This is a genomic window from Bradyrhizobium sp. USDA 4451, assembly GCF_054822585.1.
The window spans coordinates 284,094-310,069 of record NZ_JBTRCH010000001.1; the positions used below are offsets into that span (position 1 = coordinate 284,094).

Annotated in this window: 21 protein-coding genes and 1 riboswitch; of the genes, 7 read left to right on the forward strand and 14 right to left on the reverse strand. The window is 58.1% G+C overall.

Annotated features, from left to right (window positions below):
- Positions 1–17 precede the first annotated feature (17 nt).
- A riboswitch (cobalamin riboswitch) is annotated at positions 18–233 on the reverse strand.
- A 1,351-nt stretch (positions 234–1,584) separates the two neighbouring features.
- Both ACVMB0_RS01180 and ACVMB0_RS01185 read left to right on the forward strand, forming a co-directional pair.
- Positions 1,585–2,466, forward strand: a complete 882-nt coding sequence (locus tag ACVMB0_RS01180) for a radical SAM/SPASM domain-containing protein (protein ID WP_461345034.1) — start codon at positions 1,585–1,587, stop codon at positions 2,464–2,466.
- A 956-nt stretch (positions 2,467–3,422) separates the two neighbouring features.
- Positions 3,423–5,750, forward strand: a complete 2,328-nt coding sequence (locus ACVMB0_RS01185) for a hypothetical protein (RefSeq protein ID WP_461345035.1) — start codon at positions 3,423–3,425, stop codon at positions 5,748–5,750.
- Positions 5,751–6,342: 592 nt separating this feature from the next.
- Here ACVMB0_RS01185 and ACVMB0_RS01190 read toward each other — a convergent pair.
- Together ACVMB0_RS01190 and ACVMB0_RS01195 are read right to left on the reverse strand one after the other, a co-directional pair.
- Positions 6,343–7,083, reverse strand: a complete 741-nt coding sequence (locus tag ACVMB0_RS01190; RefSeq protein ID WP_461345036.1) for a hypothetical protein — start codon at positions 7,081–7,083, stop codon at positions 6,343–6,345.
- A 1,707-nt stretch (positions 7,084–8,790) separates the two neighbouring features.
- Complete coding sequence (locus ACVMB0_RS01195) at positions 8,791–9,231, reverse strand: VirK family protein (RefSeq protein WP_461345037.1); 441 nt, start codon at positions 9,229–9,231, stop codon at positions 8,791–8,793.
- A 693-nt stretch (positions 9,232–9,924) separates the two neighbouring features.
- On the opposite strand from ACVMB0_RS01195, the gene ACVMB0_RS01200 reads away from it, so the two are divergent.
- Entirely contained in the window at positions 9,925–10,857 is a 933-nt protein-coding gene (locus ACVMB0_RS01200; RefSeq protein ID WP_461345038.1) for a hypothetical protein, read from the forward strand.
- A gap of 1,629 nt (positions 10,858–12,486) precedes the next feature.
- Here the strand turns inward: ACVMB0_RS01200 and ACVMB0_RS01205 are convergent.
- The gene (locus ACVMB0_RS01205; RefSeq protein ID WP_461345039.1) at positions 12,487–12,732 is read right to left on the reverse strand and encodes a hypothetical protein; all 246 of its coding nucleotides are present in this window, start codon (positions 12,730–12,732) and stop codon (positions 12,487–12,489) included.
- A 117-nt stretch (positions 12,733–12,849) separates the two neighbouring features.
- Between ACVMB0_RS01205 and ACVMB0_RS01210 the strand changes: the two genes are divergently transcribed.
- The 3 genes from ACVMB0_RS01210 to ACVMB0_RS01220 are packed head-to-tail and all read left to right on the forward strand — an operon-like array spanning position 12,850 to position 15,665.
- The gene (locus ACVMB0_RS01210) at positions 12,850–13,539 is read left to right on the forward strand and encodes a response regulator (RefSeq protein WP_461345040.1); all 690 of its coding nucleotides are present in this window, start codon (positions 12,850–12,852) and stop codon (positions 13,537–13,539) included.
- Between the two features lie 26 nt (positions 13,540–13,565).
- On the forward strand, positions 13,566–15,020 hold the full coding sequence (locus ACVMB0_RS01215; RefSeq protein WP_461345041.1) for a type II and III secretion system protein family protein: 1,455 nt from the start codon (positions 13,566–13,568) through the stop codon (positions 15,018–15,020).
- A gap of 9 nt (positions 15,021–15,029) precedes the next feature.
- Positions 15,030–15,665 (forward strand): CpaD family pilus assembly lipoprotein, encoded by a 636-nt coding sequence (locus ACVMB0_RS01220; protein WP_461345042.1) that lies wholly within the window; start codon positions 15,030–15,032, stop codon positions 15,663–15,665.
- A 171-nt stretch (positions 15,666–15,836) separates the two neighbouring features.
- Here the strand turns inward: ACVMB0_RS01220 and ACVMB0_RS01225 are convergent, their stop codons facing one another.
- The 11 genes from ACVMB0_RS01225 to ACVMB0_RS01275 all read right to left on the reverse strand — a co-directional run bounded on the left by ACVMB0_RS01225 (position 15,837) and on the right by ACVMB0_RS01275 (position 24,953).
- A complete protein-coding gene (locus ACVMB0_RS01225) occupies positions 15,837–16,874 on the reverse strand; it encodes an EscU/YscU/HrcU family type III secretion system export apparatus switch protein (protein WP_461345043.1) in 1,038 nt (345 codons plus the stop codon).
- A complete protein-coding gene (sctT, locus tag ACVMB0_RS01230; RefSeq protein ID WP_076828273.1) occupies positions 16,871–17,686 on the reverse strand; it encodes a type III secretion system export apparatus subunit SctT in 816 nt (271 codons plus the stop codon). Before sctT ends, ACVMB0_RS01225 begins: the two co-directional genes overlap by 4 nt.
- A 701-nt stretch (positions 17,687–18,387) precedes the next feature.
- Complete coding sequence (locus ACVMB0_RS01235; RefSeq protein ID WP_025038819.1) at positions 18,388–18,663, reverse strand: EscS/YscS/HrcS family type III secretion system export apparatus protein; 276 nt, start codon at positions 18,661–18,663, stop codon at positions 18,388–18,390.
- A 1-nt stretch (position 18,664) separates the two neighbouring features.
- On the reverse strand, positions 18,665–19,330 hold the full coding sequence (sctR, locus tag ACVMB0_RS01240; RefSeq protein WP_461345044.1) for a type III secretion system export apparatus subunit SctR: 666 nt from the start codon (positions 19,328–19,330) through the stop codon (positions 18,665–18,667).
- Complete coding sequence (sctQ, locus tag ACVMB0_RS01245) at positions 19,323–20,378, reverse strand: type III secretion system cytoplasmic ring protein SctQ (RefSeq protein WP_461345045.1); 1,056 nt, start codon at positions 20,376–20,378, stop codon at positions 19,323–19,325. Before sctQ ends, sctR begins: the two co-directional genes overlap by 8 nt.
- 57 nt (positions 20,379–20,435) lie before the next feature.
- Positions 20,436–20,972 carry a hypothetical protein gene (locus ACVMB0_RS01250; protein WP_461345046.1) on the reverse strand — a complete coding sequence of 179 codons (537 nt, stop codon included), beginning with the start codon at positions 20,970–20,972 and terminating at the stop codon, positions 20,436–20,438.
- Entirely contained in the window at positions 20,948–22,297 is a 1,350-nt protein-coding gene (gene sctN, locus ACVMB0_RS01255) for a type III secretion system ATPase SctN (protein ID WP_253641093.1), read from the reverse strand. Before sctN ends, ACVMB0_RS01250 begins: the two co-directional genes overlap by 25 nt.
- Positions 22,298–22,299: 2 nt before the next feature.
- On the reverse strand, positions 22,300–22,923 hold the full coding sequence (gene sctL / locus ACVMB0_RS01260) for a type III secretion system stator protein SctL (RefSeq protein ID WP_461345047.1): 624 nt from the start codon (positions 22,921–22,923) through the stop codon (positions 22,300–22,302).
- Positions 22,920–23,537: a nodulation protein NolU gene (locus ACVMB0_RS01265; RefSeq protein ID WP_461345048.1), complete on the reverse strand. Its 618-nt coding sequence runs from the start codon at positions 23,535–23,537 to the stop codon at positions 22,920–22,922. Before ACVMB0_RS01265 ends, sctL begins: the two co-directional genes overlap by 4 nt.
- A gap of 22 nt (positions 23,538–23,559) precedes the next feature.
- The gene (gene sctJ, locus ACVMB0_RS01270) at positions 23,560–24,399 is read right to left on the reverse strand and encodes a type III secretion system inner membrane ring lipoprotein SctJ (RefSeq protein WP_461349568.1); all 840 of its coding nucleotides are present in this window, start codon (positions 24,397–24,399) and stop codon (positions 23,560–23,562) included.
- Between the two features lie 32 nt (positions 24,400–24,431).
- Positions 24,432–24,953, reverse strand: a complete 522-nt coding sequence (locus ACVMB0_RS01275) for a nodulation protein NolB (RefSeq protein WP_461345049.1) — start codon at positions 24,951–24,953, stop codon at positions 24,432–24,434.
- Positions 24,954–25,146: 193 nt separating this feature from the next.
- On the opposite strand from ACVMB0_RS01275, the gene ACVMB0_RS01280 reads away from it, so the two are divergent.
- Entirely contained in the window at positions 25,147–25,848 is a 702-nt protein-coding gene (locus ACVMB0_RS01280; RefSeq protein WP_461345050.1) for a secretin N-terminal domain-containing protein, read from the forward strand.
- The last annotated feature ends 128 nt before the right edge of the window (positions 25,849–25,976 follow it).

The following is a 25,976-nucleotide window of genomic DNA, read 5'->3' on the forward strand; positions in this document are numbered from 1 at the left end:
GGGGCACCCCGCCCGAGGACGTTTGTTCTGTCGCGGCAGGTCTCCTGGCTCGCGGGTCGCTGCGGCTGTCGACCTTCCCGGCGCGTTTCTGCGCCAGTGGCCCATGATGACAACCGCTCACCGCTTACAGTTGCGGGGGCAGCCCCGGAGTAGCCGTTCGGCGCACCAGGTTCCCTCTTAGCTTCCTGTCCTACAAGATAAAGGATGGAAGAACCATGACAGATCTACATCTAGGCGTCACATGCCGAGATTCGTCAAGTCTCGTTTGGGGTACATGAAGCTTCAGAAGAGGACACCGCGAAGTCAATGAATGGAGCGGCCGGCGCCGAGCACCGGTATGTTCCGCTATCCATACACGCTATTCAGGCAAATCAATCCAGAAATCCGGCCGACCATTCATCAGTCTATGCTGATCTGGAACGTAGACCCTACCAAAGGCTCTGAGACCGTTTTTTCCGTTCCGATGAGTATGAGCGGATCTTCAGCTCAAGATCTTCGAAGCTATCAGCGTCAACGATCCAGATGAAATCGTGTCTAAGGCGCTGGAAAGCTATCATGGACGTAGCCGACGCAGTCAGCTCCTCGACGCACGACGCTCCCCGCGCGATCTCGCTGCTCGAACGGCTGAGGGCCCTGAAGAACACGAAAGCTCATCGAGCTCGCAGCGGCTAAGCCGCTGTAAGCGCGACGAAACCGGCTCCCTTCGTGAATTTACCGTCGGCGCAAGCCTTGTCTCACAATGAAGGAGCAGGTCCGTCCCACCGAGATCGCCTGGTCAATATCTTTCTAGCCAGTATAGCTGCTGTTCGGCGCGCATAGCAGATCGATTTGGTCGCGGCGCATCTAGGTCGCCGCCCTTCTGATCAATTCGGCACGTGCCCGGTGCATGTTTGTAGCGGACCAATTGTCTGGCCCATTCTCGCGATCTGCCGATAAAGGCTTCGCCTACTGTTCGGTGCCCAAAGAAGTCAGGTTGGTCCTACTCGGCCGCGTCCATCAGGATTTCCGGATCGTCGCGCCTCTCATCGCGACCCAGAGCACTCTTCGCAGCACGCGAAAGCCTCCAGGGCCGTGCTGGATCACGCCCGACGCGCTTGAATCGTACCCGACGTCATGTTGCAGGATTCGGCGCAAGCCACGACTGTTTGGCAAACAAGCTTGGCATTTCGGACCCGATCGGAACAACGTATGTCGCCTCTGGGCGGTCCCATGTCGGCGATTGACTGCCCGGTCCGGCGACACGGAGATGATGTGGTCCTCAGGATCGAGCACCTCCCGGAGCCCGATTTGCGGCTCTCCTCGACAACATTAAGAGCTGTCGAGCTGACGTGTTTCTGGAGGAAAGGAGGATGCTAGGCGCAGACATGGTGGTAGGCGGCAATCGACGCCCAGAGAGAGGAGCGCCGGACGGGTCCTCCTGTACCCTGTTGTCGAAACCAGCGTGGCAAGGCACGGGCTTCATTCAAGGCATCTGGCCCAACGTCCAAACTCCGGTTGCGATCGTTTCAGGCAAGGCGCGACGCTGCGTTAGCTGCGCTCGATCTGCGGCAATTGCCTGCTCCGGCACCTGAAAGGACCAGATACATGACGGCATACCCTAGGGTCTTACAAGAGTTGCGTGTGGTTGAGCCCGGCCATCGGGTATTGGAGATAACCACGACCACCGGCTGCATCGTCAGATGTTCTTATTGCTCCCAGGACAAGTTTGCAGATCGCCAAAGGCCCGTATCCCAAGCCAAGCATCTGGGTGTTCAGGATTTCAAGCAATGTCTCTCACGCGTACCGACAGCTACTGGCATTAGTTTTTCCGGATATTCGGAACCCTGGTTGCATCCGCATTGCAGCACGATGGTTGAGCATGCTTACGCACGCGGCCACGACGTCCGGATCTTCACGACCCTTGTTGGAATGAACAGGACTGACGTTCGACGCCTGCAAATGCTCCGATTCAAGACTTTCGTCGTGCACGTTCCCGACGATGGCACTTATATGAACAGCCGCCTCGTCGGAAAAAACTACATCAATGTCATGCGCCGACTGATTGAGGCAAACATTCCCTCGATTCAATTTGTGATCCTGGGTAAAATCCATCCTGATCTAGCCGATGTAATCCCCGCCAAAAAGCTGCAACGCTTGCGGCCGCTGAGTAGCAGGCGAGGACATATAGATCCGAAAATGATCACCCCGCGGCAGCCGATCGCCGGCACTCTGACATGCAATGGGAAACAGCAACATCGGAATGTCCTTCTTCCAAACGGCGATGTTACTTTGTGCTGCATGGATTTTGAGCGGCGTCATGTCATTGGGAATCTTTTGCGCGACGAGTACGAAGATCTGTTCGAAGGCCGGATCTTTAGCGAAATCGCCGACCGCATGAACGGTACGGATGGCTTTCTACTTTGCAGGACGTGTGAATTTGCCAAACCGGAGCCGGAATGCTGTAGGGCCCCTGCCCGCGCGCTGTGAGGAATGGCCATACCAATGGAAGCTCGCCGCACCAGCTGGACTAGTGCCAGAAGGCGGATCAGAGCGCGCTTCGGCGAAATGCACGAGCCGGGGCCCGCCCGTAAGAGAGCCCCGAGGATCGCCTATGTTCAACTGGTGCGACTGGAGGTGGTAGATGCTTTTCCGGCAGGATGACGAACGATTCGGCCTCGCGGTTGATCTCGTGCCTCTCGATTGATCCAAAAGCCCTTGCCGTGTTCAGTAATTCAACGAGCCGCTCTCCAATGGAAGTTTCGAGAGTACAAGAGAGCGTAACGGGCCTGCCCCACATGCCCGCCTTGACCCGACCAACGTTGCGCTTGCAATTCAGCAAGGTGAATAGCTACAGAATATTCCATCCACGATCGATCACAACGACATCGACTTGCGGATCGTCCCAAGAAGACCCGCACACGGCGGCGCCGGTGCCGTCAGCTCCCACAAACCGTGCGATGTGGGCATCCGACAACTCGTTCCCCGGAAGGTCATCACCTGCGCATCGTGAGATGCTGCCGCAGAATCAACTGCGACATTGTACGCTGATCTTCCGCTCAATAGGACGCTCATAGCGCAAACAGTATTGGCCGACGACCGTTCTCATGGGGGGAGGGATTATCCGGCTGAAGGAGCGATACGCTCTCCTCTCATCAATCGCGAACTCGGCCAATGGCAGACCGATCATCACGATGACAGGCCTGGGATCGTCGCGATCGCGAGCTGAGCGTTGGATCGAGGTCCTCGCATCGCATTTCAGTTCGAACCTCAGTTGAAGGATTTGTCATCCTGCGCTCTCCTTTTCGCGACGCGAACACACAGCATCGCCTTGGGTGCCGCCCTTGTTCGCTATCATTCTCTGTCGTGCTTGGGGGCCACGTCAGGTTTTGGACAGCCACCGCTAGTACCGAGGCGCCGAGACCGATGCAAGCGGAGACGCGACCATGAACCAATTTGACAATATCAACCCTGCCGGTAATCGTCCCGCTGCGTCTGAGACAACCGTGGAACAGCCGCAACCGCAGCAAGTCCACTTTGAGCAGCAGCTCGCAGACGTGCAACAGCTGGGGCCTATATATGATCACAGGCAGCTTTACGATGTTAGTGAGGAAGACGATCGCCTGATCCAGGCAGCGTCTGGTGTGGCCCTCGAGCGAGGAACACTGCCCGGGCCGACAACCATCAGCATTTACGATCGCCGCCTTCGCAAGTTGGCTGAGGCTCTGAAGGAGGATGGCAAATCCATGGCAGCCCTCGATGATGATACGTTGCTCGATTGCGCCAAGAAGCTCTTGCCAAACGATAAGGTTATCGCCCCAGCATTGTCGATGGTCAGCCGCTACCGCAAGCCTGGCGCCGCCGCTCGGATCACCGCGACACATTACCGTCCATCGAACGAAGACGAACGCCTCATTAGGAAGGCCACCGAGGCAGGCTTCGGTCGAGGGATCGACGCGAAAACGGCCGGAAATTACGCAAGCAGTCTTCGGAAGTTGGCCTCAGCTCTCCGCCCCCTGTCCATTGCCAGGCTCAGTGCCGACAAGTTGCGCGGTCACGCCGATACTTTGTTCCCGAAAGACACGAAACTCCGCTACGCTTTGAACAGACTCCGCGACTATCGCGCGGGCGTCAGGCAGGACAATTTAGAAGGACAAGGAGGTGGCTCGCATCCGCCAACTCAGCCGGCCGCGCGTTCGTCCATGCTGACTGTCGAGAACCAGCTTTTGGAGAATGCTGCGGATCAGGGCGTATTGCTGGCTGGCAATCTCAATGCTCCGGAGGTTTGGCGTGAAATGGATTTGGCCGCTCATTCTCCCCCACAAAGTGTCGCGCAGGATCTGCTTTTCGACAACGCGGCGCGGAGCGGAGAGCTTGCGGTCTCCTGCTTCGATGCACCGTTACTTTGGCAGGGAATGCGCGCCCCCGCTTTCTCGTCCGTACAGAGTTTTGCTCAGGAAGAGCTTTTCGATGCTACGGATCGCGAGAGCCTGATGGCAGCCGCACCCTACGATCAATCGGCGCTTTGGCGAACGATGAGCGCAGCCTCCCATTCGAACCTGCAAAGCGCCGACCAAGCGGCGCTTTTCCATGGCATCGATCGAGATGATTTGCTGCCGGGGATGGCCTTCGATGCACCGGAACCGGCGTCGCGGGTGAATCTGGTCGTCCCTTCGCCCGTGCAAAGCATAGCCCAGAAACAGCTTTTCGAAGCCGCGGATCTGGAGGGCTTCCTGGTCGCGGACGATCTTGTTGTGCCGGAGTTTTTGCGGGAACTGGAGTCAACTGCCAACCTGCCCATTGAAAGTGCCGGCCGAGAAGAGTTTCTCGATGCTGCAACCTCGCAGCCGAACTCGCGACTGCGGAACCTTGCCTCTGAAGAATACCTCGCACGGACGATGGACCAAGGCGGTGCCGCCCCGGCCACAACGCCATTCCCAGCCAGCGAAAGTTTTGATGCTTCTTTGGTCGTTCCAGATGACTTCTCCCACGGCAACCAGCCCGCGCCGGATATGATGCGCTCCAAACTGGGCCATTGGGGTCTGTTGCCGGACGCGACGCAGCCGGTGAAGACCTACGACATTCACGGCGAGCCCTATACTGCCGTGTTAGGACCCGGAGGACACAATGATATTCAGCTTATTCATCTGCGCTCTCTCGCCGTCGGCGACACGTTTGATGTTTCATTCGCCGTGCCGAAGGACTTTTCCCATTGCACCCAGCCGGCACCCGACATGATGCTTTCTCAGTTGGGTAATTGGGACTTCTTGCCTGATGCGGAAAATCCGGTGATGAACTATGAGATTGCCGGTGAACGCTACACGGCTGTATTGGGACCGAGAGGGCCCAACGACGTTCAACTTATCCACCACCCTGGGTTCGTTTTGCGGGGTGAAGCTGCGCTTGTGACGCCGACGGCTCCCCCGCATATCTATAGCGGCCCTGTATCCGGGTTTAATCCACCCGCCACGCTCGAATTACGAAAGGACGCCCCTTCGACACTGGAGCCAAACCTTCCACTGCCGTCTGCGGCTTCGGCATGGAGCCATCAGCCGGCCCCGCAAATGCCTGAACTCGGAGAGTTGTTCGGCCCAGACTGGAGGCACGGCCCCCGAGAGGCTTCGCCTTTCGTGATCGACATGCTCCAAGACCTGGGCCTTCTGCCGAGCCAGGGCGTCCCCATGACCTGTTTTTTGATCCACGGTCAGCCCTACACGGCCGAAAGCTTACCCGGAGGCCGCATTCTTCTATTTCATCGGCCGCAATTTGACTGAGTGAGGTGCTCGTTGGCACCTTGTACGGCTACTCAGGCCGCGAAATCACATCGAAGCGTTTGCTTTTAGAGAACTTAAGACCGCAAGCGCATCAGAAGAGAGCTCGGCAAACTGTATCCGCGAGCGCGGAGAAGACCTTCAAAGACGCCGCTGGACATCTTCGCCTTCAACGTCGGTGACGGCCAACACGTCCTTCATATTGAGAATGTCGGCATAGAGATGGACACCGTCCACGCGGTAGGCGAAAGCTCATGAAGGACGATCAAGAAGAGCCTTTGAGAAGACTCTCTCCATGCGACTTGTCCGAACCATCGATTTCGTCAAGTTCGCCGAAACCAAGAATGCCGCCCTTCTTACGCTCTCCTCGGCTTGGATCATCGGTACGATGAACCTGCTAACGAGCCAGGCCAGCTTGCCACTTGGTTACAACGTCGCATTCTGCGCAGCGCTTCTTCTCTTCGCTGTGGGCGGTCTGGTTTGTATTCTGTCGTTTGTCCCGCAGGTGTTGGCTCAGTTTTTCGAGACGGATGACGACTCCGTCAGCTTGCTATATTGGGGCGCCGCGCCGAGCACACATTCAGGCGCTGCCTTCTTATTCCATATGCGAGGCGCTCCAAACCCTGATGGCCCGGGGTGCCAGTCTGGTATCGACGAGTTTGCTCCAGGACTTGCCTACTTCGATCCAGCGGCATTTTCGCGCGGGCAAGGTCTCCAGCACTTTTTGGGCAATAGGTGCGAGACTCGCAGCTTCGGAGGTTGGGTCAAGGCCAGCATCTGCAAGGATTTTCACGGCGGTCTCTTTGGATCGCATCCACGCCGCTTCGGTGAACCTGCTCTCCGAGAAATACTCGAAACAGGTGCGAAACGTCAGAGCACGTCCGATGACCTTATGGTTTGGTAATCCCGTCTCACTGAGCCATCGGCGCAAATGGTCGCACCATTCCTTGCTACTGAGATCGAGAAGATTGCCACCTTCGAAAATCAAAAGCGCCGCCATGCCGGCGATTTCACATCGCACGTCCTCATCTTGTTTTTCGAACCATTCGCGGATTGCTTGCAAGGGCGTCCTCGGCATCTCGGCCGCGCCGGTCCGTTTGAACGGGACGACGTTTTCCAGTGGGGGCATGCGCGGCCAAGGCTTGCCCTTTGCGTCCCATAAGACCCAACGCTCTGCGATCGCTTTTGCCTCTTCCGGTGATCTGGTCCGCCAAAGCTCCTTGAGCGCCTCGTCGACGTAGTATGAAACATCCGCCTTCAGGCCACGTGTACGCGCGATTGCTGCTAGGCGTCCGGCGTCAAGGAGCCGGGCCGCGAAGTTGTTTTCTGCGTTCATCTTCCGAGGTCTTCCGCGCCCTCTCCAGCGCGTCCCGTTCATTCTGCTCTAAGCGCACTACAAACCCGCTATTCATGCCGTTGAAAGTTAGCGGCGACGTGACAAGACGCCCGCCGGTATCGGACGAGCACACGCCGTCTGCCTTATGTCACGCCGCTAACTTCAGTGGCCAGCCACGGCCGCAACTTGCGATGGTAGCCATGCCCGGCGGGCCCCTAAGCATGGCTAGGGGTGTGCATTCTTCGTGCCAAGCAATAGTCGACAGTTTGGATGACGTTTGTGTTGGGTTTGTCTGTTTCCCGACATACTAAGGTCCCGATCCGAGCAGTAGAGCTTGTCCGCAGCGGCTCATCTTGATGCTGCCGTCTCCGCAACCACGCGAGCGACGTCGCTGGTGGATCAAAAAGCTTCTGTTTCGCTATTGGCGCTTTAAATCGGCCCCCGGCAACAGCGCTTGGTCCCCTCATGGTTAGTTTAGTCAGTCCAGTTCGTACAAAATTCCCGCTCCAAGCTGGTCGCGGTCACTCTTAGACACACAACCTGCGCTCCAATCGTCTCAATAGCAGTCTGGCCATTGGTGATTGTGCTTTCTATCTCAGGCGTCTTTAAAAATTTTCCGACAACGACGGCAGTTTAACGTCGCCGGCACGTGCATACGAGAGAGATGCACTGATACCCTAATAGGACAATTTTCATTCGCCGACTTTTTGGCAACTTAATGAGCGTATCGCGTACGGAGATCGACTCTAACAGATCGTTCCTTTTCGAGGACGATCATTTCTTTACTTTCTTCCATCGCCAAAAAAGGAGATGACTGGCTCTCAACTGTTGAGGAGGTCGATCGGCGCCGTGTTGTGTTTGCCTTAGTCGAATAAGTAATTTATCGAGTTGGCGCGTCGGCTTCGCCGATTTGGCTCGACGCGCGCCGAGCCTCCCATCCCGGCCTTCGATTACGCCCCCTCGCGAGGGGCTCCACCCCCGGCACCCACGAGGGCCGTTGCGCTCGCCGCGGCCGTCTCTCCGGCCTTTCGCGCTGCGCTTGTGCGGGCTGAGTCATCCCCTCGGCAGCGTCGTCCCTGCGTGCGCCCCCCGGTCTCAGTGGGCTGGGCATGACGATTCAGCGTGGAAGTCTGCGCTGAATCGTTAGCTCAAAAGGAAAACTGAAAAATCAAGAATTGCGTCCAAACGACAGCTTAAGCGGCGTGCAAACCACCGCGGCAGTCGCGGCACGATCTTAGGCGGGATGGTTCAATCACCGTGACCACATTTGGAACCACGATACTCTCAGATGAACGGACCAAAAAGACGTGGGATCCATGATACAAGCGCATTGTCGGGCGGCCGAGGAGTAAGCGTCATCAGCGCGGGCCGGCAGCTTGAACGGGTCCTCACAGGATCGCGGATCACGTGCGGACGTACTTTGGAACGACCCGTCTGGAATGTTCAAATGACAGGCCTGTCTCCGAACAATATGAGGATAGCCGGAACCGCCGATCTCCCGATAACTGCCGTTCAATGATGATCGATGGCCGTCGTACGATACCTTTAGACAGCAAGTTCGTGCACTCGATGCGCTTCAGGAAGAGACGGCCAGAAACAATCTGGCCGTCTCTCACGATCGAAACCATCCATCATGACGTGCGAAGGTATTTGCACAGTTAAAGGATCAAGGTTTCGAAGCGCGCCCCCCTGCGCTGTACTCTTCGTTTACCAGATGAACTTAGCGCCATCCGGCAGTTCGCAGATGAACTCGCCCTGATTCACGAGTTCGGTGCTCCCGACGACAAGCTTCGAGGCCCGCACCGTGAGCTTGCCTTCTCGGCTGAGGCTATGGCGGATGTACTCGGTCACGGCATGTCCGGAGCTGTCCACCGTTTGGTGCGCGTTGGCGAAGCTAATGCCGTTCTGGGGGGTCACCCTGAAGGCATTGATGACCAGGCCAGCCTGAGTTGCCGATGCAGCTTTGCCGCCCTCCGCGGGGGTACAGCGGCTCATGTCCAGGACGAGCTTCACATTCTTGCCGGTCTGCAGGGCGTTGAGCACCTCGGTGTATTTCGGTGAGGCCTCATCGGCTCTCGCCATCGTGCTCACGCCTACGATCGAAAGCAAGGACAACACGATCGCCAGTCCCCTGCCAGTGCACTTCATACGTTCTTCTCCCTCGATAAGTATCACAGATCGCACATTGCGAGACGTCGTGCTCCGAAGCCGATTGGCGGATTCAAGACATCATGCGCGCCTGCCACAAAGACAACCAGCGCAACTAGGCGCAAGAGGTTGTGACGGCTATTCCGACGTCACAACCTCGTAGGTCAGGTTTGCTAAAGCGGCTCGCCCCCGTGCGAAATCGACTAGAACGATTTGATCGAGCGTCGGCCGCTTGAAAAACACAAAACTGCAACCGGTCGCGCTCGTCCATTGATGCTGATCCGACGGCCGAGAGGGCCGTTCTTGCATCTTTGTAAGCAAACGACTTGAAACGAACACGTCGGTCCGTCGCATCCGCCAGCTCGTTCATATGATAGCTAGGGACTGCGGCCCCAAGAGGGCGTGGCCGCAATGAGGTGGTGGAGCAACCTCGCGCGGCGGTCCGAACAAGCTCAGTCAAGGGGGCCCGATCTCGGCTTATTTGCAACAGAAATGACAGAGGGTACCAGACAGCGCCGACTTCTGATGCCTAGTATTGCGCGCCTTCCTTCTGGCTGACGATCGCCTCACTGACCAAATCCATCCGGCCCCTCAAAACCCAAAGCAAATGGCTTTCTTCCTGGTCCGTCAGCTTCTCGAAAGCTGCGCCTGCAATAGTCTACTCCAATAGCCGGCGCTCGAATGGAGACTGAAATGAACGTTGATCCCCGGGTTGCCGCAGACACTAAATTCGAGGCTCACGACGTGCTGCAGCAGCCGAGCCGCGACGGGCGTTGCGAGGATCAAGCAAGCTTTAAGCAGCAGCTGGATGACCTGGACCTAGATGACCAGGATTCGGTCTTCCGAAGGAAGGATTCAGTCTCGTCAATACCAGGCTCCACAACCGGCACGTCCTCGTCTGCGCCGAGCGAGGCTACGAAAGCCGGTTGCTATCCAGCCACATCATTTGTCAGCGCCCGCGCCCAACTTGCCACAACACTGACGGGTGCCACTCTTGAAGCGCTCAGGAACGAGATCAACCTTGCCGAGCGGGAATCGGCGCGTTGGTCACCGGCGATCGCACCTCCCGTCGATCGGGATCGTGTGTTCGAGGACGTGGCGGGCTCGTCATACGTCACACTGCGGCGCTTTCAGAATCAGAACAGCGATTGCAAGCCGCGCGCCGAAGAACACACAAGCGCAATATCGCATGTCCGTAACACGGCTCGGGATCACTCTTCCGTTGGATACCCGCTAGAGCGCTATCCTCTCGACCGGGCGCGCCAAGCTGGCTGGCATATGCGCGGCAAGACAACCGCATCTGCGTTCGTATCGTTGGTCGAGGATCCGGAAAAGCTCGCCGTTTCGCGCGATACTTGGGCGAGAGCGATCGCCAACTATGCGGACGCGCTGCACACCTACACGGTACCTAAGGCCACGGTCTGGACGCCCGACGACGTGCTGAGCAGCATCGGGCTTGGAATGAACGCCGAAGATCCGGACCACATCGACGGGGACGTCGATTTGATGTGCTCACTCGGCAGAACTCCAACCCGAGAGACTGAGCGCCTGTTCCTAGGCGGCAATTTGGAGAGCTACCGAACCGCCCGCGAAGCAAATCCCTACAAGCGTGGGAGTAATGAATAGATACTCTGTCAATTGCGCAATTTAGCAGGTTCGTTTGGGTTCACACACCAAGATAACCACCTCAAGGAAGACTTGGAGCACGGCACACCTCACGCGCAACGATTTGAGCATAGGGCGTCAGCCCCTACCAACGCGCTAAGGGCGGGTTGACGGCTCCGAGAGCGACAGTCGCACTACGACTATCGGGAGGAGCTAGCCGTTCGGGACATCCTCGTTTCTTGGCTGCGTTCCGACATCGCACGGCCTCAATTTGTTAGTGGCCATCACACGTGGCCGGAGGCGTGATGAAGTAAGCTACTGAACGCGAAGCATCGCCCCTTTTAGCTAGCTCGACCTTACATTGACCGCGCGATCAACGCTTTGGCTCCGATCGCTTCAGCTATTCATTCGTCTGCGGCAAGCGATGCTGTTGCAGCAGGGCCGATCCGTCACCTGGATGTGTTCCATCAAAACAATCGATTTTTCCGATGGCACCTAAGCACCTCATAATCGACCGCGATCTATGGAGGCAGCATTCAAAATGACGTCTGGTAATCGATTCTCTCCTCAGTTCCTTGATGATCAACTTGGCTCGCGCGATCGCTCGTCCGCATCTCGGCTATTAGCTCATGCTCGTCACGTGAACGCGTACCCACCTCGGTCTTTACGCAATATTGCCACACATGAGGCGGGTCCGTCGCTCGTGCGATGGTGACGCCATGGCTTTGCTCAAAGCCTGGCACGAACGGCTGGCTCTTCGTGCGCATCCATGGCTCTGGCGCTAAGCTTGATCGGACGGCGAAATGATCACGACCCGGACAGCGCGAGACAGACCGCCATTCGAAGATTGATGGTCTGGTCCAAACTGTTTCACCCGCTATCTCTCAGGGCTTTCGAGTTTGATGGCATCGCCACAAGCAGTCAAAGGCACTTGAATCTCACCTAGCGTCAGATTGTAGGATTTCCGACAGTCTCGCGACAGAATCCGCTCGCGTGAACTCTTCCCGACAGGTAGCAAGAAATGCGAACGTCTCGAAAACTCAATGCTCGATGGCTCCGCCTCGTTAGGTTCCCTCGATAGCTTTTCTTCAGAGCGGACATCGTGCATCGCCTCTGCGCACAGCGGAGCACGAAGCGCACCATGTGTAATCAGGGCTAGATCCAGCCGGCGAGAAGAACGGGGGCAGCCGCAATTTTTCTCATGCCGGTCACACACCGAGTTAGAAATCAAATCATTGATTCGCCGTTCATCCCGTGTGACGACACGGTGCCGGCGTAAGCACCTCAGTCGATGCGCGATGACAACACTGGATTCGCTTCGTTCTTCGTTCGCAGCATTCGCTCCGCGGCGGCGTGAGAGGACTTCGGCGCGTCCGAACTTCGGGACGCTTGGCACCTCGCGTGGCAATCACCAACCGGCGAGAGGATGCCTAACAGGCCGATAGACGTACTGATCTTTTGTCATGCATCTCGGCCTTATCCAGCACTCGGCCAGATGCAGAGCGCGTGAACCGTCTTAAATGCGCGGGAAACCTTGCATTGTCGTGGCTTGACGACGCCACGGGCTCAACGCCTAGCAGGGACTGACCGCGGATTAAGACGAATTGGGGGAGTTTCCAAATGTCAGCTTCGCTAGTCTGTTCGGCCAATTCAGCCGCCCTCGCCTGCGATTTCGTTTCGCTCGTGCGGTTTGGCGCAATCGCCCCTGCAGGCGGCGGCCTCGGGCCACAGATGCATCAGCGCGCTGCCAAGGCTTTCAACGTTGTTGGAAATCGCAGAGCTCTTGCCGACATACAAGGTCTTTTGAACCCAGTCGCTGGCGGACGCGATGCGCGGCAGGCCGCCTATCCGATGACGATAGACCGGCAGACATTGATCGCCCGTCACTATGCTCAACCCTGGCAGTTCCGACTTTTCGAATTCACGACAAAGCGGCCGCCTCTCGGATCCACCGAGCCTCATGGTCAACCGTGACAGGCTCAAGTCCTGCCGAGGATGGACGAGAGGCGATGAATGCGAATTCTCCTGGTTGATCATCATGCCGACTTTGGTCGCGCCGTGAAGGAAGCGCTCTTGGATTGCGGCTTCGCCGTTGATGTGACGCGTACACTGGATGAGGCGTCGGCCGCGCTGGAATGCGCGAACTACCACATGGTCCTGCTCGAATCTGTCTTGCCCGACGGAGACGGACTTGAATGGCTGAAGCAGTTGCGGCGCGAGGGACGATCAATGCCGGCGATGATGATGAGTAGTCTCAATGATCTCAACCGCCGAATTGCGACTTTCAATGCAGGTGCAGATGATTTCCTGCCCAAGCCCGTGGCTATCGACGAACTTATCGCCCGCATGCGAGCTATTCTGCGGCGGTCGACGCAAATGACGGCGCCGGTGGTAACATTCGGCAACCTGCATTTCGACCCGATCGCAAGGCAAGTCTCGGTTGGCGGCCGGATACTGAGAATTGCGCGGCGCGAAGTGTGCATTCTCGAACATCTGCTCAACCGCGCCGGCCGCACCGTGCCGCGCACATCGCTGGAAGATAGCTTGTATGCGTTTGACGACGAGGTCTCGACCAATGCGCTGGAAGTCGGGATCTATCGCTTACGCGCGCATTTGAACCAGGCCGGTGCGACGCTCAGGATCAAGACTGCGCGCGGCGTCGGCTACACCCTTGAACTCGTCGGCGCAGCATCGGCTGCCTAGCAATCTAACTTGAAAGCAACAATCCCTTGAAGGTCGTCAAGAATGCTGCCGGCGCCAGTCTGCCGCCGATGGTCATCATCTCGCAACGCTCCGCCGCCCTGCCCCGCTTGTGCTACGTCCTGTGCGGGCTTGCTCTGCTGTTTCCACTTGCTGGCGCAGCCGAGACAAAACGGGACGGCAAAGGAGAGCCTGCACGTGCGGCGCCTGGCAGCACCACCGGCACGCTCAACCTCACCTCCTCGCAGGGCAAGACGGTTCATCTGAACGCGCCGGCAGCAAGCATTTTTGTTGCCGACCCGGCGATCGCTGATTACCAGGCGCCATCGAGCAGCACGATATTCGTATTCGGCAAAAAATCCGGACGAACCAGCCTGTTCGCCTTGAACGAGAACGGCGAGGCTCTCGCCGAGCTGCGCGTCGTTGTCACCCAACCGATCGAGGACCTGCGTGCCACGCTGAAGGCTGAGATCGGCGATTATCCGATCCAGGTCAGCTATACCCCACGCGGCGCAATCCTTGGCGGTACGGCTCCCAACGCCGATATCGTCGAGACGGCCAGGAAGGTGACCGAGCAGTTTCTCGGTCCGGGTGCGCTGGTCGTCAACAAGATTCAGGTGGCAGGTTCGCTGCAGGTGAATCTGAGTGTGCGGGTGGCAGAAGTCTCCCGCAGCGCCGTCAAGGACCTCAATATCAATTTCACGGCTTCCGGTCCGAACGGCGCTTTCCTTGTCACCGGAAAAAGTGGCGGTTCCGCGCCGGCCCGCGGCGGCGGCACGATCGGCATCGGGTACAGCGCTGGCAATACCAACCTGAGCGCTGTTCTCGATGCACTCGCCAGCGAACACCTCGCCTCGATCCTGGCTGAACCGAACCTGACCGCCATGTCTGGGGAATCCGCAAGTTTTCTGGCCGGTGGCGAATTTCCAATTCCGGTGATGCAGGACAACCGGCAAGTCTCGGTCCAATTCCGACAATTCGGGATCAGCCTGGAGTTCGTCCCGACCGTCCTCAGCAATAATCAGATCAATATCCATGTGAAGCCTGAAGTCAGCGAACTGTCGAAAGAAGGCGAGGTCAGCGTCAACGGAATATCGGTGCCCGGTCTCTCCACGCGTCGTGCCAGTACTGTCGTCGAGCTTGCCAGCGGGCAAAGCTTCGCCATTGGGGGGCTCATCAGGCGCAATTTCAGTACCGACATCGGCACTTTTCCTTGGTTAGGAGATGTTCCGATCCTTGGTGTGCTGTTTCGCTCCTCTTCATTTCAGAAGCAGGAGACCGAACTGGTCATCATTGTCACTCCCTACATCGTCCGGCCGGGATCTGGCCCGGGCAAGATGAGCGCTCCAACTGATCGCATCGGGCCACCTTCGGACGCAGGGCGCACCCTGACGAATACGCTGGCTGGTTCATCGAAGGGCCGTGAGGCGGCGCCGGCCACGGCCAGGGGTGCAACCATCGGTGCCGGCTTTATCATTGAATGAGGACTGCCAATGACCTTGCGACGACACCTATGTCTTTTGATCGCAGTTGCGGCTGCCCTTGGCGGATGTGCAAACAGTGCTGCGATTTCTTCCGGACCGGCCGGACAAACGGTCAGGGTGGAGCGGAAGACCAGTGTCCTACTGCTTCAAAATCTTCGTCGCAACGAGAGGTACGGCCTGCGGGATTTCATTGCGAATGCTAGCCGCGGCAGGCGCGATGCACTCCAACTCGACGTAGCCGGCTCACCGCGGCTCGTAGCGCAAGTTGCCCATGAGGCGCGCGCGATGGGCATTGCCCCCTACAATATCCGCCTGTCCGCCTCTCCCGTCGACCTACCCGCACATTTCGGGGTCCGGATCGAGGCAATTACCTACGAAGCACATCCTGCCGCCTGTCCGCCGTTCGCCGTCACCGGCCCTTCTCTAGGCGACAATTCTTTCGATCCAACGCTTGGCTGCTCAGTCCGCAATAACCTCGCAGTCATGGTCAATGATCCCGGCGATCTGCTAGGCAATAGCGCCGTCATGCCGACCAGCGGTGATCGTGCAGTTCTTCCCATCACAGCGCGTGGGCCCGCGGCGACCGGCAATCGCAGCAATTTGGAGGATGGAGCCCAAAACAAGGGTGCGCCCGAAACCCAATAATATCCGGCCAGGACCAATGACACTGGGCACTCTGGTTTCCATATCAGTTTTGCGATCGGCCGACGAGCTCGTGGACTCCGGTCTGTGCTCGGCCGTTGTTTTTGGTTCGCGGAGCTTTTGCCAAGTTCTGCGACAATAGGGGTTTTGACCGAAGGTCCGAGCGCGTCGACGCTACACAAGGCCGGCGGCAAACACCGCCTTTGCGACCCTCTCAAAACAAACCATGGGAACGGCCTTGCCCATCGCACCTTTACTGATCAGCTGACGCGCCAATACATGATCCTCGACAATGCTCAGACGCTGGGCCCGCGCCTGCGCAAGTAACTGTAACGCCACCTCGCCTTCACCGCGGCACACCAGGACCGGGACGCCTGTCTCGCCCCGCACGTAGCGCAGCCCAATCACCGTCGCCGGTCCAGTCAATATCAATGTTGCCTGGTGGATGCCGAGCGGAGACTCGTTCGCCGACTCGCGACGGAGCCTGCGGTGTTCACCCTTGATGTGCGGATTACCATCCTGTTCCTTGGACTCGCGCTTGGCCTCGCTCTGCGTCATGCGCATGTCGCGCAGGAATAACCAACGCTGAATGAGCAGATCGGCGAGCCCACCAATCAGAAAGGCGACGGCAGCAATCGCTATCAGCACTTTCAGCTCGTTAAAGACAAAACCAAGGCAGCTTAAATCGCACACGGGCAAATAGACCAATGCCCTCCAACCTGCGAGCACAGTGAAGACGAACGTGGCACCAAGAACCAATACTTTGACGAGGGACTTTCCAAGCTCCACAAGCGAGCGCTGGGACACAATCCGCTTCAGCCCCTTGACCAGATCCAATTTCTCAAAGCTCGGTTTCAGCGGCTCGACGGAAATCGTCAGCCCGCCGTTGGCCAAGACGCCGGCCAAGATGGCCGCAACCAACGCCGCACCCAGGATTGGGGCTACGGCTGCCATAGCAAGGTCCATCAATCCGACCAATGCCTGCCGGACCGCACTGTTGAATGGCTGGCCCTGCAGCTTGTCGATGAGCCGCACTGCTTCGCGCCATCCGTCTTCGATCGAGCCTGCCCTGAAGCACAGGCAGCCGAAACCAGCGCAAAGGCTTGCCGCGGTCACAAAGTCGGCGCTGCGCGGGCTCTGCCCTTTCTTACGCGCGTCCCTCAGCTTCTTGTGGCTCGGTGGAAGCTTTTTCTCCTCACTCGTGTCATTCATTTCAAGAACTTCTCGAGCCAATCCAGTACACCATCGAACTGAACGATCTCGGCTCCCATATATTCGATCAGGAAGACGGTGTAGCTCACCATGATGATGCCAAAGGCCGCATTCTTGATGGTCGGAGAGAGATCGTTCAGCTTGATTTGCGGCGCAAAGCGCCCAAGCAGCATGAGGGATACGTCAATCAGAAGCAGCAGAGCCAGCACAGGCCCGGCGACCACGAGCGTGGCATGCATGATATGGTCGAGAAGCTTGATAAATTCCATTGCCCCCTGCTGGGTCAGGGGCGGTAGCAGCCGATACACGGGCCAGATCAGATAACTCCCGTAAAGGCATCTGACCATTGTCTGCAGGCCTCCCGATACGACGAAGATCGTAACCGCCGCAGTTCCGAGAAAGAGCCCCATTGCGGAGGTTTGGCTGCGTGTCGCCGGATCGTCTACCTGACTGGAGATGCCGCGCTGGGTATCAATGATGTCACCAACGGCTTGGATGCTCCAAAGTGGTATGCTGAGCAGAAAGCCGAACAATAGGCCGATAAATATCTCCTTCACTCCGAGGAGCGCGACCGCAATCATACGGGTGCCGGGATCCAGCGCCTGCAAGCCGCTCTTGATTTGCATCAAGCAAGGCAATCCAATTACAACCGTCGCGCTTGCGCGGATCATCCCGCCAATGTGCGGCCGCGTGAATACCGGATGAACCAGCATAATGCCAAGCGCACGGGCCGCGCTAAGTCCAGCCGCAACGACGAATTCGACGGCAGTCTGAACCAGACTTTGCGTCTCGGTGGGTGACAACGCGTCCATTTGAGCTCAGCTCACCGCTCGCTTCAAGCCAATCTAATCGCCCGGGCGCCTCGCCATTATGCGAGTCGTCAACTCTGCTGGTCATCTACCTCGTGTCCTAGCGGCTGCAGATCGACATACCTAGCGCTAGGGTCACGTCACTTGCGCTTCAACTCTCCGCAGCCACGGCTGTCCACCAATAAGGTATGACCATCTCAATGATAGGACCCGCCGAATAGCGCCGCTACCAGGCCAGCAAGCCAAGCTCCTTTGGCTGTCACCGGCCGCAGGGCGGTTTCTGGTGACCTGGAGCTTCGGAGCTTGCATCAATTCAACAGTTCGCGGCGATCGGTCTCGGCCGGCACTTCATCGCGGCTTGATCCATCAGATCGTCAAAACCCTGCGCCCACTTGAGATCAAATCGGTTCGCCTATCCACCCAGTTAACAACTCGCCAGGTTATGCATCGAGGGCCAGGCCTCACAGCAGGTCATTTCATCGTGGAGCCAGACTCGAATTGAGTGGGTGACAATTTCAGATGAGGTCATTCCTCCTCCGAAGGCCGATCGAGCTGAACAGGACAGTTCGGATATCTATCTGTCCCATGATAATGAGGCGAGCTTTCGGTAAGCTGACGAAACTCGTCTCTTTCCATGGTTCAGAATGAGGACAGACAAGCGCGACGCCATAGCTGCAGGCTTGGTCCGCCTTGCGTTCCCCGCACTAATACCTCGCTGTGAGCGCCGGGAACTCGGTGAAGATGTGCTGTGCTTGCTCGATCAGTGGCGCGCTCAGCACCGGGGCGAACAGAACGAGCACCGCGACGACGACGAGGAGCTTCACTGTCAGTGGCAAGGTTTGATCCTGGAGCTGGGTTGCTGCCTGCACGATGCCGATACCCAGTCCGGCCACGAGGGCTGCCAGGAGCGGGGGAAGAACCCAGATCATGAACAGGACAAGTGATCGGCTCAGGTGGGTGAGGATGCTGGCTTCGTCCATCTCAACCTCCGGGGGTTGCGTAGCTTAACACCAGTCCGTGCATGAGCCGCGACCAGCCGTCGATTGTGACGAACAGAAAGAGCTTGAAAGGAACGGATATCATTGTTGGTGACACCATTGACATGCCCATGGCCATCAGAATTGTCGTCACGATCAGGTCGATCGTGATGAACGGAAGATAGAGAAGGAAGCCGATCTCAAATGCACGCTTAAGTTCCGAGATCAAAAAGGACGGCACGAGAATTGCAAAATCATCGGCTGTTGCGTTGCTGCGCATCTCGTCCGACCAGATATGTTCCGTCGATGACAGGAAGAACGTGCGCTGCTCCTCAGTAGTGAACTTTTTGAGGTGGGCGCGCAGCGGCTCGCTGCCCTCCTTGGCGGCGGTCAACCAGTCGTCGGCGGTTTGGTAGCGAAGTTGGGGATCGGTCACGCGGTTGTAGGTCTGCTCGAACACTGGAGCGCCTATGAACACGGTAAGAATCAATGCAGCGCCATACAGAACGATATTCGGTGGTATGGACTGAGTCCCGAGCGCGTTGCGAACCAGGAACAGAACGACAGAAACCTTTATGAAGGCGGTCGTTGTGACGACTGCGAACGCCAGCAGGCCAAGGCCGACCGTCGCCGCAAGAAGCGCAAGGATGCTCGGTTGAATGTCAACCATTGACTGCCAACCTGCTACGCAACCGGATCCCAAGCGCCTCACCAATGCGCACGATATCGCCCCGGCCGATCAATTGACCGTTGGCTACAATATCGACCGCACCGTCCAGGGACCGCCCAAGTTCGAACACGTGTCCCTCGTTGATGCTTCTCAACGTACCCAGCGGGATAGGCCAGCGGCCGCATTCGAACACAAGCGTGATCTCAACACTGTCGATGTCGGCTTCCGAGCGCGGGATTGCTTGTTCCGTTTGGGGGCGTATCGTCATATCTACATACCTTAGAGGATGGGGCTGCAGGCGGAATGGTCCGCGAAGGACAAGTCTGTCGTCCACGGCCTGCGCCGGCGCCCACAACTTGTCCGCCGTGAGGATCAGCTGACTATGGGCAAAGGGAATGACGTCGGGCAGCAGTGCGTCGCCGGGCTGTGCTTGGCGAAGTAGCCTGACAGGCGCCCGCAGCGAGCCGATCTCTGTCGTAATCACGACCGGCAATTCCGACGAAATCTTGCCTTGCTCTCGCGGTAATTGGCCGATCAATTCGCCTAACAAGCGAAACGCAGAAGGAATCCGACCATCAAGCGGTGCGAACAATAACAGGCGGGCCTTTCCCGCCAGCGCTCCGATGGCAACATCGAGCTCCAGATAGGGGTCTTTGGCCGTTGCGTCTTCGATGCGGATCAACTGCACATTCGATGCGAGCACGTTCTCTAGTCCAGCGATCCAGGGTTCCAGTGCGAGCTCGAGAACGAGCGAGCGGGTTGGGTCGGAAGGTAACGTAAGGCCCTGCTGGACCGTTGAAATCAGTGTCTCGACGAGAAGACGAGGTAAGGACAAAACAGCTGTCTCGCCGCCGGCGCCAAATACGCAGTCGAGCATCGACATGTCATATGGCTCTGCCTGCCAGACAAGACGGCTCACACGGATGGATAGTGGCTTGTCGCCATGGCGGCTCTGGAAGATGGTACGCCGTGCGGCAATCTCGTTGGCCCACGAGACCACTTCATGCGCCAGCTTCACCGCTGGCTGAAATAGTGCGGGCTCAGCCACGGCGCTTACCGACAGGTTGCACAGGCGCAGTTCGTGACGTCATAACAGAACAAGCCATTAGAACGCCCCGCCGATCGTCTGGCTGCGCGAACCACCCCGATATCGGAGCAAAACCTCATCGTCGGCGTCGATTTCGGCCGCAGACTCCGAACGAACGGCGCTCGCGCGCTGGACATTGCCCTCAATCTCTTGCCATTTCTGGCTCGCCGCCGAACGCCCGGCCCATACTGCCCGCGCCTCACTCACCGCCCGCTGTGCCTCCTCATGCGCGATGCGTGCCTGCTCAAGCGCCTGACGCGCCGATTCGATCTCTGCTGCCAGTCGCCCAGTGACGAGTTGACACCGTCGATCGAGTTCGGTCACGGACGTTATGCCGAGCGCCGCCAGTTCCCGATAAAGTTCAGCTTCGACCTTTGCGCGATGCTTCTGCGCGGCTTCAAGCCCCTCAGACGCCAGCTGCAGCGCGTCGGCTGCAATTCGGCGCTTGGCTTCCATGTTCGACAATTCACGAAGCGCGCTTCGCTCCCTCATGTCTTTCACCAGCCGCAATTTCGACGCTTGCACGGGATTCAGGCCGTGAGACGCGACATCCATGAAACGGTCTCCTCAAAGCTGGACGGCTCGTCCTGTCCCTGGCGCAAGAATGCGCGCAGTTCCTCGATTGAATCGATTGCCCGATCAGTCAGTGGGTCGCTGCCGGGCTTGTATTCACCGACCTTGATCAGAAACTCAGCTTCATTGTAGCGCGAGAGCAGATCGCGGAAGACGGAGGCCGCCTTGCGATGTGGCGCGGAGGCGACCGCATCCATGACACGACTTCGGCTCGACAGCACATCAATGGCGGGAAAATGCTCGCGCGAAGCCAGCGCGCGCGAAAGAATGATATGACCATCAAGAATGCCGCGCGACTCTTCGGCAATCGGATCGCCCGTGCCGTCACCTTCGACAAGCACTGTATAGAATGCCGTGATGGAGCCCCGCTCTCCCATACCGGCACGTTCCAACAGACCAGGCAGCAGCGCAAAAACGGAAGGAGGAAAGCCGCGTCGGGTCGGAGGTTCTCCCGCGGCGAGGCCGATTTCGCGCATCGCGCGGCTAAAGCGCGTCAGCGAATCCATCATTAGCACGACCTGCAGTCCTTGATCCCGAAAATACTCCGCGAGTGCGGTCGCCATATGAGCGCACTGCGCCCGCTCCATTGCGGATCGATCGGATGTCTCAACGACAACGATCGTGCGCGCAATGGCATCTCCAATATGACGTTCAATGAATTCACGTACCTCGCGGCCGCGCTCTCCTATGAGTGCAACTACGGTGACATCAGCGGCCGCCCCTTTTACGATTTGCGACATCAGCGTCGACTTACCGCACCCAGCATCTCCATAGATTCCGATCCGCTGACCTTCGCCACACGTCAGAAGCCCATCCAACACGCGGACGCCGAGAGGAAATGGCTGCTCGATGCTACGCCGTTTCATCGGGTTGGGTGCCCTGCCGCGGAGCGGACAAGTGTGGACCGTCTTTATGGGCCCCTTGCCGTCGAGTGGACGGCCGAAGCTGTCGATCACGCGACCGAGCAGGCCGGGCCCGACCGACACTTCCTGCATGCGCCCGGTCGGGACCACTTCCGCGCGGTGTGACAGGCCTACCATGTCGCCGATAGGCGTCAGCAGAACCCCATCCGGCAGCAAACCGATGACTTCGGCCTCAAGCGCCCATCCGGATGCGTGATCCTGCAACAGGCAAAGTTCTCCGACACGGGCCCCTGGTAATACGGCATGAAGTAACGTGCCGATCGCTCGCGTGATCCGTCCCCGCACAGCACGCGTATCGACATCCTTTGCTGCGGACCTTACAGATGCCAGCGCCGCACGCAAATCTCCTTCTCTGGCCGCTTGACCAGGGCCTGATCGTTGCATCGTCACGATTCGCCATCCTGAGAGGACGGATCAAGGCTGAGACGCAATTTGCGGAGTTGTGCGGCAAGTCCTAAATCCACATTGCCGAACTCGCTCCACAGAACGCACTGGTCAGGTCCCATAGCCGGGTCCTGATCAATTCTGACTTTCGGCCGACCATCCGTCCCGTCGAACGCCTCGAATTCATGTCTTAGTGCATCAGCGTTCACAGGAGACACGTGAAGGCATACTTCCGCGCTGCCATATCTTTGCTCGACGGCGTGACGAACGGTTCTTACCAGCATCTCGCCGGGATCAAAGGAGCCCAACAGGTCGGTCAATATCTCAAGGACGAGCTGTGGCAACTCCTGCTGCAGAACGGCTTTTCGCCGGGCCACATCGGAAGCAGCTCGGGCGATCAGCTGCGCCATTTGGTCCGATCCTGACCTAAGACCCTCGCTGTGGCCGCGCTCCCGCTCTTGCTGATAGGCTTTGCTTGCCCAGCTGCGAACCTGCTGCAGATATCGGTCGGCTAGCGCACGCGTCTGCACCGCATCGTACCAGATGCCGAGTTCCGCGGCTGGTATGAGTGGACCAACCGGCCGTATCCGCGGGCTATCTGGCTGGGCCATCTCATTGGCCGTCATGCCGCTGGCGCCTCGTTGGCCAAGTGGGCTACCACCAAAGACAGCAAACGACCCGCTGCGCTGTGGTGTTCGGCTGCTGGGGATTCGGCGGCGGTCCCAACACGTAAGCGGAAAAGGACGCGCAAACGGTCAAGCTCTGATGCGTCCTTGAGCCAGGCACCAAGGCTCGCATATCCGTCATGTTCAATCTGGCTCGACAGTTTATACGGATCGACAATCGATGTGGTCGCGACTGCAGCAGATAAGTGTCGGATTGCGAAAGCGTGCGCTTCCGCACCAATATTTTCGATCAGAATCGCCACATCATGCTTTGACACAAGCTTCAGCACCGAACGGGCATGCCAGATACTGCCAGCGAGCAAGGCCGCCCGACGCGGATCATGCCCGAGCAGAACGTCCCTGCCCCAGTCAGTTCCGTTCGAGGCCAGCTCACTTAGCAGCAATTCGGCCAGTCTTTGCTGCAACCTCGGAGTCTTCTGCAACTGCAGCACCGTGGCCTCCGACAGGAGCCCATCAAGATGGCCGGCCAAACGGCTGGGATGGATCAAGGCGGCAAGCTCGCGCAGGCGATCGGAATGCGCGTTGAGTGAATGATTTTGGTCGGGGGATACCATCGATACGAACCTGAATGCCGGCCTATTTCGCATCGGAGGAGAGCTTCTTGCCAGCGGACTGGACCGCTGGCTTGCTGGCACCACGGCCGAGATTTATCAGCTTACGCCAGGATTGGCGAAGTTGCCCCCCGCGTGCGCTCAGCAGCAGGCAAGATACGATGCCCAATACAGCGAGCGCACCGCCTGCGCCGATCGCAATGGGAGCCGCGACGAACCTGGTAGACTCGTTTGACGCTGCCGCTGGCGTAACCGAGACCTCATGCTGAGTCCGCTCGACGGGCACGAACACGACCGCCACTTTGTCGTATGATAGACCTTCGATGCTATTGGCGACGAGCATCTTGATTTGCGGCAGCAAGGCTGAGAGCTTCGCGCTGGAGGCGTGCCGAATGAAAACCGACGCCGAGGACGGGGTTGCATCCTGCCGCAGCAGATCATTCTTCGGTAGGACGACATGAACACGGGCGGAGAGAACCCCATCAATATCGTTGATCGTACGCGACAATTCTTCACTTAGGGCATAGACGTAGCGGGCCCGCTCCTCGACCGGAGAGGCAACGAGCCCCGATCCCTTGAACACCTCACCAAGGCTCTTGAAAGGCTGGCGCGGCAAGCCCTGGTCATTTAGCAACTCGATGGAATAGGCGAGCTGCTTTTCTTCGACCTGAATGGTGCTCGTCCCATCCTTACCGACGACCCGGATGGCATCCACGCCCCTGCTCAGCAGCAGCCCAAGCATCTCGTTGGCGTCACGCTCCTGCACTTTGGTATACAGATCCGTTTTGCAACCGGTGAGGGTCGGTAAAAGTAGCAGCAGAACAAGAGCATGAAGCCGCTTGCTCACGGGCCGACCGTTACCGATCTCACCTTTCGTCAAGACAGCCAACGGCCCGCTCAGCCTGCTGATAGAAGTTTATTCAGAGATGAACTGACGGCACCCGTACCCTTGGAGATGAGCGAAACCTGGACGACGCCGTTGTAAACATCGCGCAAATTCGTCAGCGCCGAATCGAAATGATCCGCACCTTCCGGCTTGCCTGCCGGATGCACCTCGACTTGCTGCGGCCGCAGGAGCGGTTGCGCGGCCGGCCCAAGCTGGAAACTCTTCGCAGGATCAAGGCCGCCGACGAGCGTCGGCGAAACTGCATCTCCAGGAAATGGTTTGCCCTGGTGGATAGCAGAAATGCTCTGAAGGACGCGATCGCCAAGCGGGCTCGCCGGCGTGACGGCGCGCTGCAGTTCCGGCACTGATGAAACTGGCGCGCGCCCGGTCACAGAAGAGTCGGCCCCCTGTTTCAAGGCGGCCTGCGCGAGACTCTCGTGAAACTGAGCGTGCGCCAGGGAACAGCCGCTGGAGGCACACTCGACGGGGTTGGCGGAGACCGACGCAATTCCAAGCAACATGGGAGAAATCATTTCTGTCCCGCGGTGAGATTAGCCATTCGCTCGCATGAATGGGCTGGCACCCTAGAGACCCAAACTGACCAAAAGCTGACGAGCATCTGTCATCTAATAATCACGGTTGGCTTCCAATTTCGGGCGAGGCGTCGGCCTCCAAATTTTGGGACGAATTCCGGTGCTTGGTCTCAATTAGAAGAAAATCGCTGGAATGCTCATCCGGTCTACAAGGTTGCATATCTTGAAGAAAGTTCTCTGTCTTGCTGTTTTCATGTGCTTGGGCGCCATCAAGGCGCTCGGCGCCCCGCTGGCGCTGCCGTCGACGCCGTATAGTTACACAGTGCTGGATCAGGACCTCGCGACCGCGCTGCAGGAGTTCGGTAACAACCTCAATATCAGAGTCAATATCAGCACCGGGGTGAAGGGACGAATTCGCGGGCGAATGCCGGATCTCCCACCGCGGGAGTTTCTCGAACGGCTGATCAGTCTCTACAATCTTCAATGGTACTACGATGGGCTGGTGCTCTACGTATCTGACGCGCATGAGGCGCAAAGTCGCCTTCTGATACTGAATCCGATCAGCTTTGACGCGTTCAAGGCGGCGCTCGACGCACTTAACATCTCGGACGAGCGCTACATCGTGAGAGCCGTGCCGGGAGATGGCCTCGTCTTCGCGTCCGGTCCACCTCGCTTTATCGCGCTTGTGGAGCAAACACTCAAAGGACTGGTGACGGAGGCACAGGCGCGACGAAACCCGAACGGAGCCGAAAAGCCACCGCATGAGTCGGTCTTGATGCTGTTTCGCGGATCTTCCAGCGTGGTCGTTCGCGAAGGACGCCCCAACGACGCTCCTTCACCCGAGCTTTCACATCAAGACGGCGTGGATCACGCACCCGATACTGGTAAGAAATGAACGGATAATAACAGATGGGTTGGGAAGAGATGTAATTTCTACCTATGCCCTCTGTCAGCTTTTCGAAAGCTGCAGCTGTCATGACGAGAGGGCGGCTGTCCAGCGGCGATGCCGCAAGACAGGCAATA

Coding starts and splice junctions, on each gene's coding strand:
- ACVMB0_RS01180 (WP_461345034.1), top strand. CDS start 1,585: ATGACGGCATACCCTAGGGTCTTACAAGAGTTGCGTGTGGTTGAGCCC.
- ACVMB0_RS01185 (WP_461345035.1), top strand. CDS start 3,423: ATGAACCAATTTGACAATATCAACCCTGCCGGTAATCGTCCCGCTGCG.
- ACVMB0_RS01190 (WP_461345036.1), bottom strand. CDS start 7,083: ATGAACGCAGAAAACAACTTCGCGGCCCGGCTCCTTGACGCCGGACGC.
- ACVMB0_RS01195 (WP_461345037.1), bottom strand. CDS start 9,231: ATGAAGTGCACTGGCAGGGGACTGGCGATCGTGTTGTCCTTGCTTTCG.
- ACVMB0_RS01200 (WP_461345038.1), top strand. CDS start 9,925: ATGAACGTTGATCCCCGGGTTGCCGCAGACACTAAATTCGAGGCTCAC.
- ACVMB0_RS01210 (WP_461345040.1), top strand. CDS start 12,850: ATGCGAATTCTCCTGGTTGATCATCATGCCGACTTTGGTCGCGCCGTG.
- ACVMB0_RS01220 (WP_461345042.1), top strand. CDS start 15,030: ATGACCTTGCGACGACACCTATGTCTTTTGATCGCAGTTGCGGCTGCC.
- ACVMB0_RS01225 (WP_461345043.1), bottom strand. CDS start 16,874: ATGAATGACACGAGTGAGGAGAAAAAGCTTCCACCGAGCCACAAGAAG.
- sctT (WP_076828273.1), bottom strand. CDS start 17,686: ATGGACGCGTTGTCACCCACCGAGACGCAAAGTCTGGTTCAGACTGCC.
- ACVMB0_RS01235 (WP_025038819.1), bottom strand. CDS start 18,663: ATGGACGAAGCCAGCATCCTCACCCACCTGAGCCGATCACTTGTCCTG.
- sctR (WP_461345044.1), bottom strand. CDS start 19,330: ATGGTTGACATTCAACCGAGCATCCTTGCGCTTCTTGCGGCGACGGTC.
- ACVMB0_RS01250 (WP_461345046.1), bottom strand. CDS start 20,972: ATGGATGTCGCGTCTCACGGCCTGAATCCCGTGCAAGCGTCGAAATTG.
- sctN (WP_253641093.1), bottom strand. CDS start 22,297: ATGCAACGATCAGGCCCTGGTCAAGCGGCCAGAGAAGGAGATTTGCGT.
- sctL (WP_461345047.1), bottom strand. CDS start 22,923: ATGACGGCCAATGAGATGGCCCAGCCAGATAGCCCGCGGATACGGCCG.
- ACVMB0_RS01265 (WP_461345048.1), bottom strand. CDS start 23,537: ATGGTATCCCCCGACCAAAATCATTCACTCAACGCGCATTCCGATCGC.
- ACVMB0_RS01275 (WP_461345049.1), bottom strand. CDS start 24,953: ATGATTTCTCCCATGTTGCTTGGAATTGCGTCGGTCTCCGCCAACCCC.
- ACVMB0_RS01280 (WP_461345050.1), top strand. CDS start 25,147: ATGCTCATCCGGTCTACAAGGTTGCATATCTTGAAGAAAGTTCTCTGT.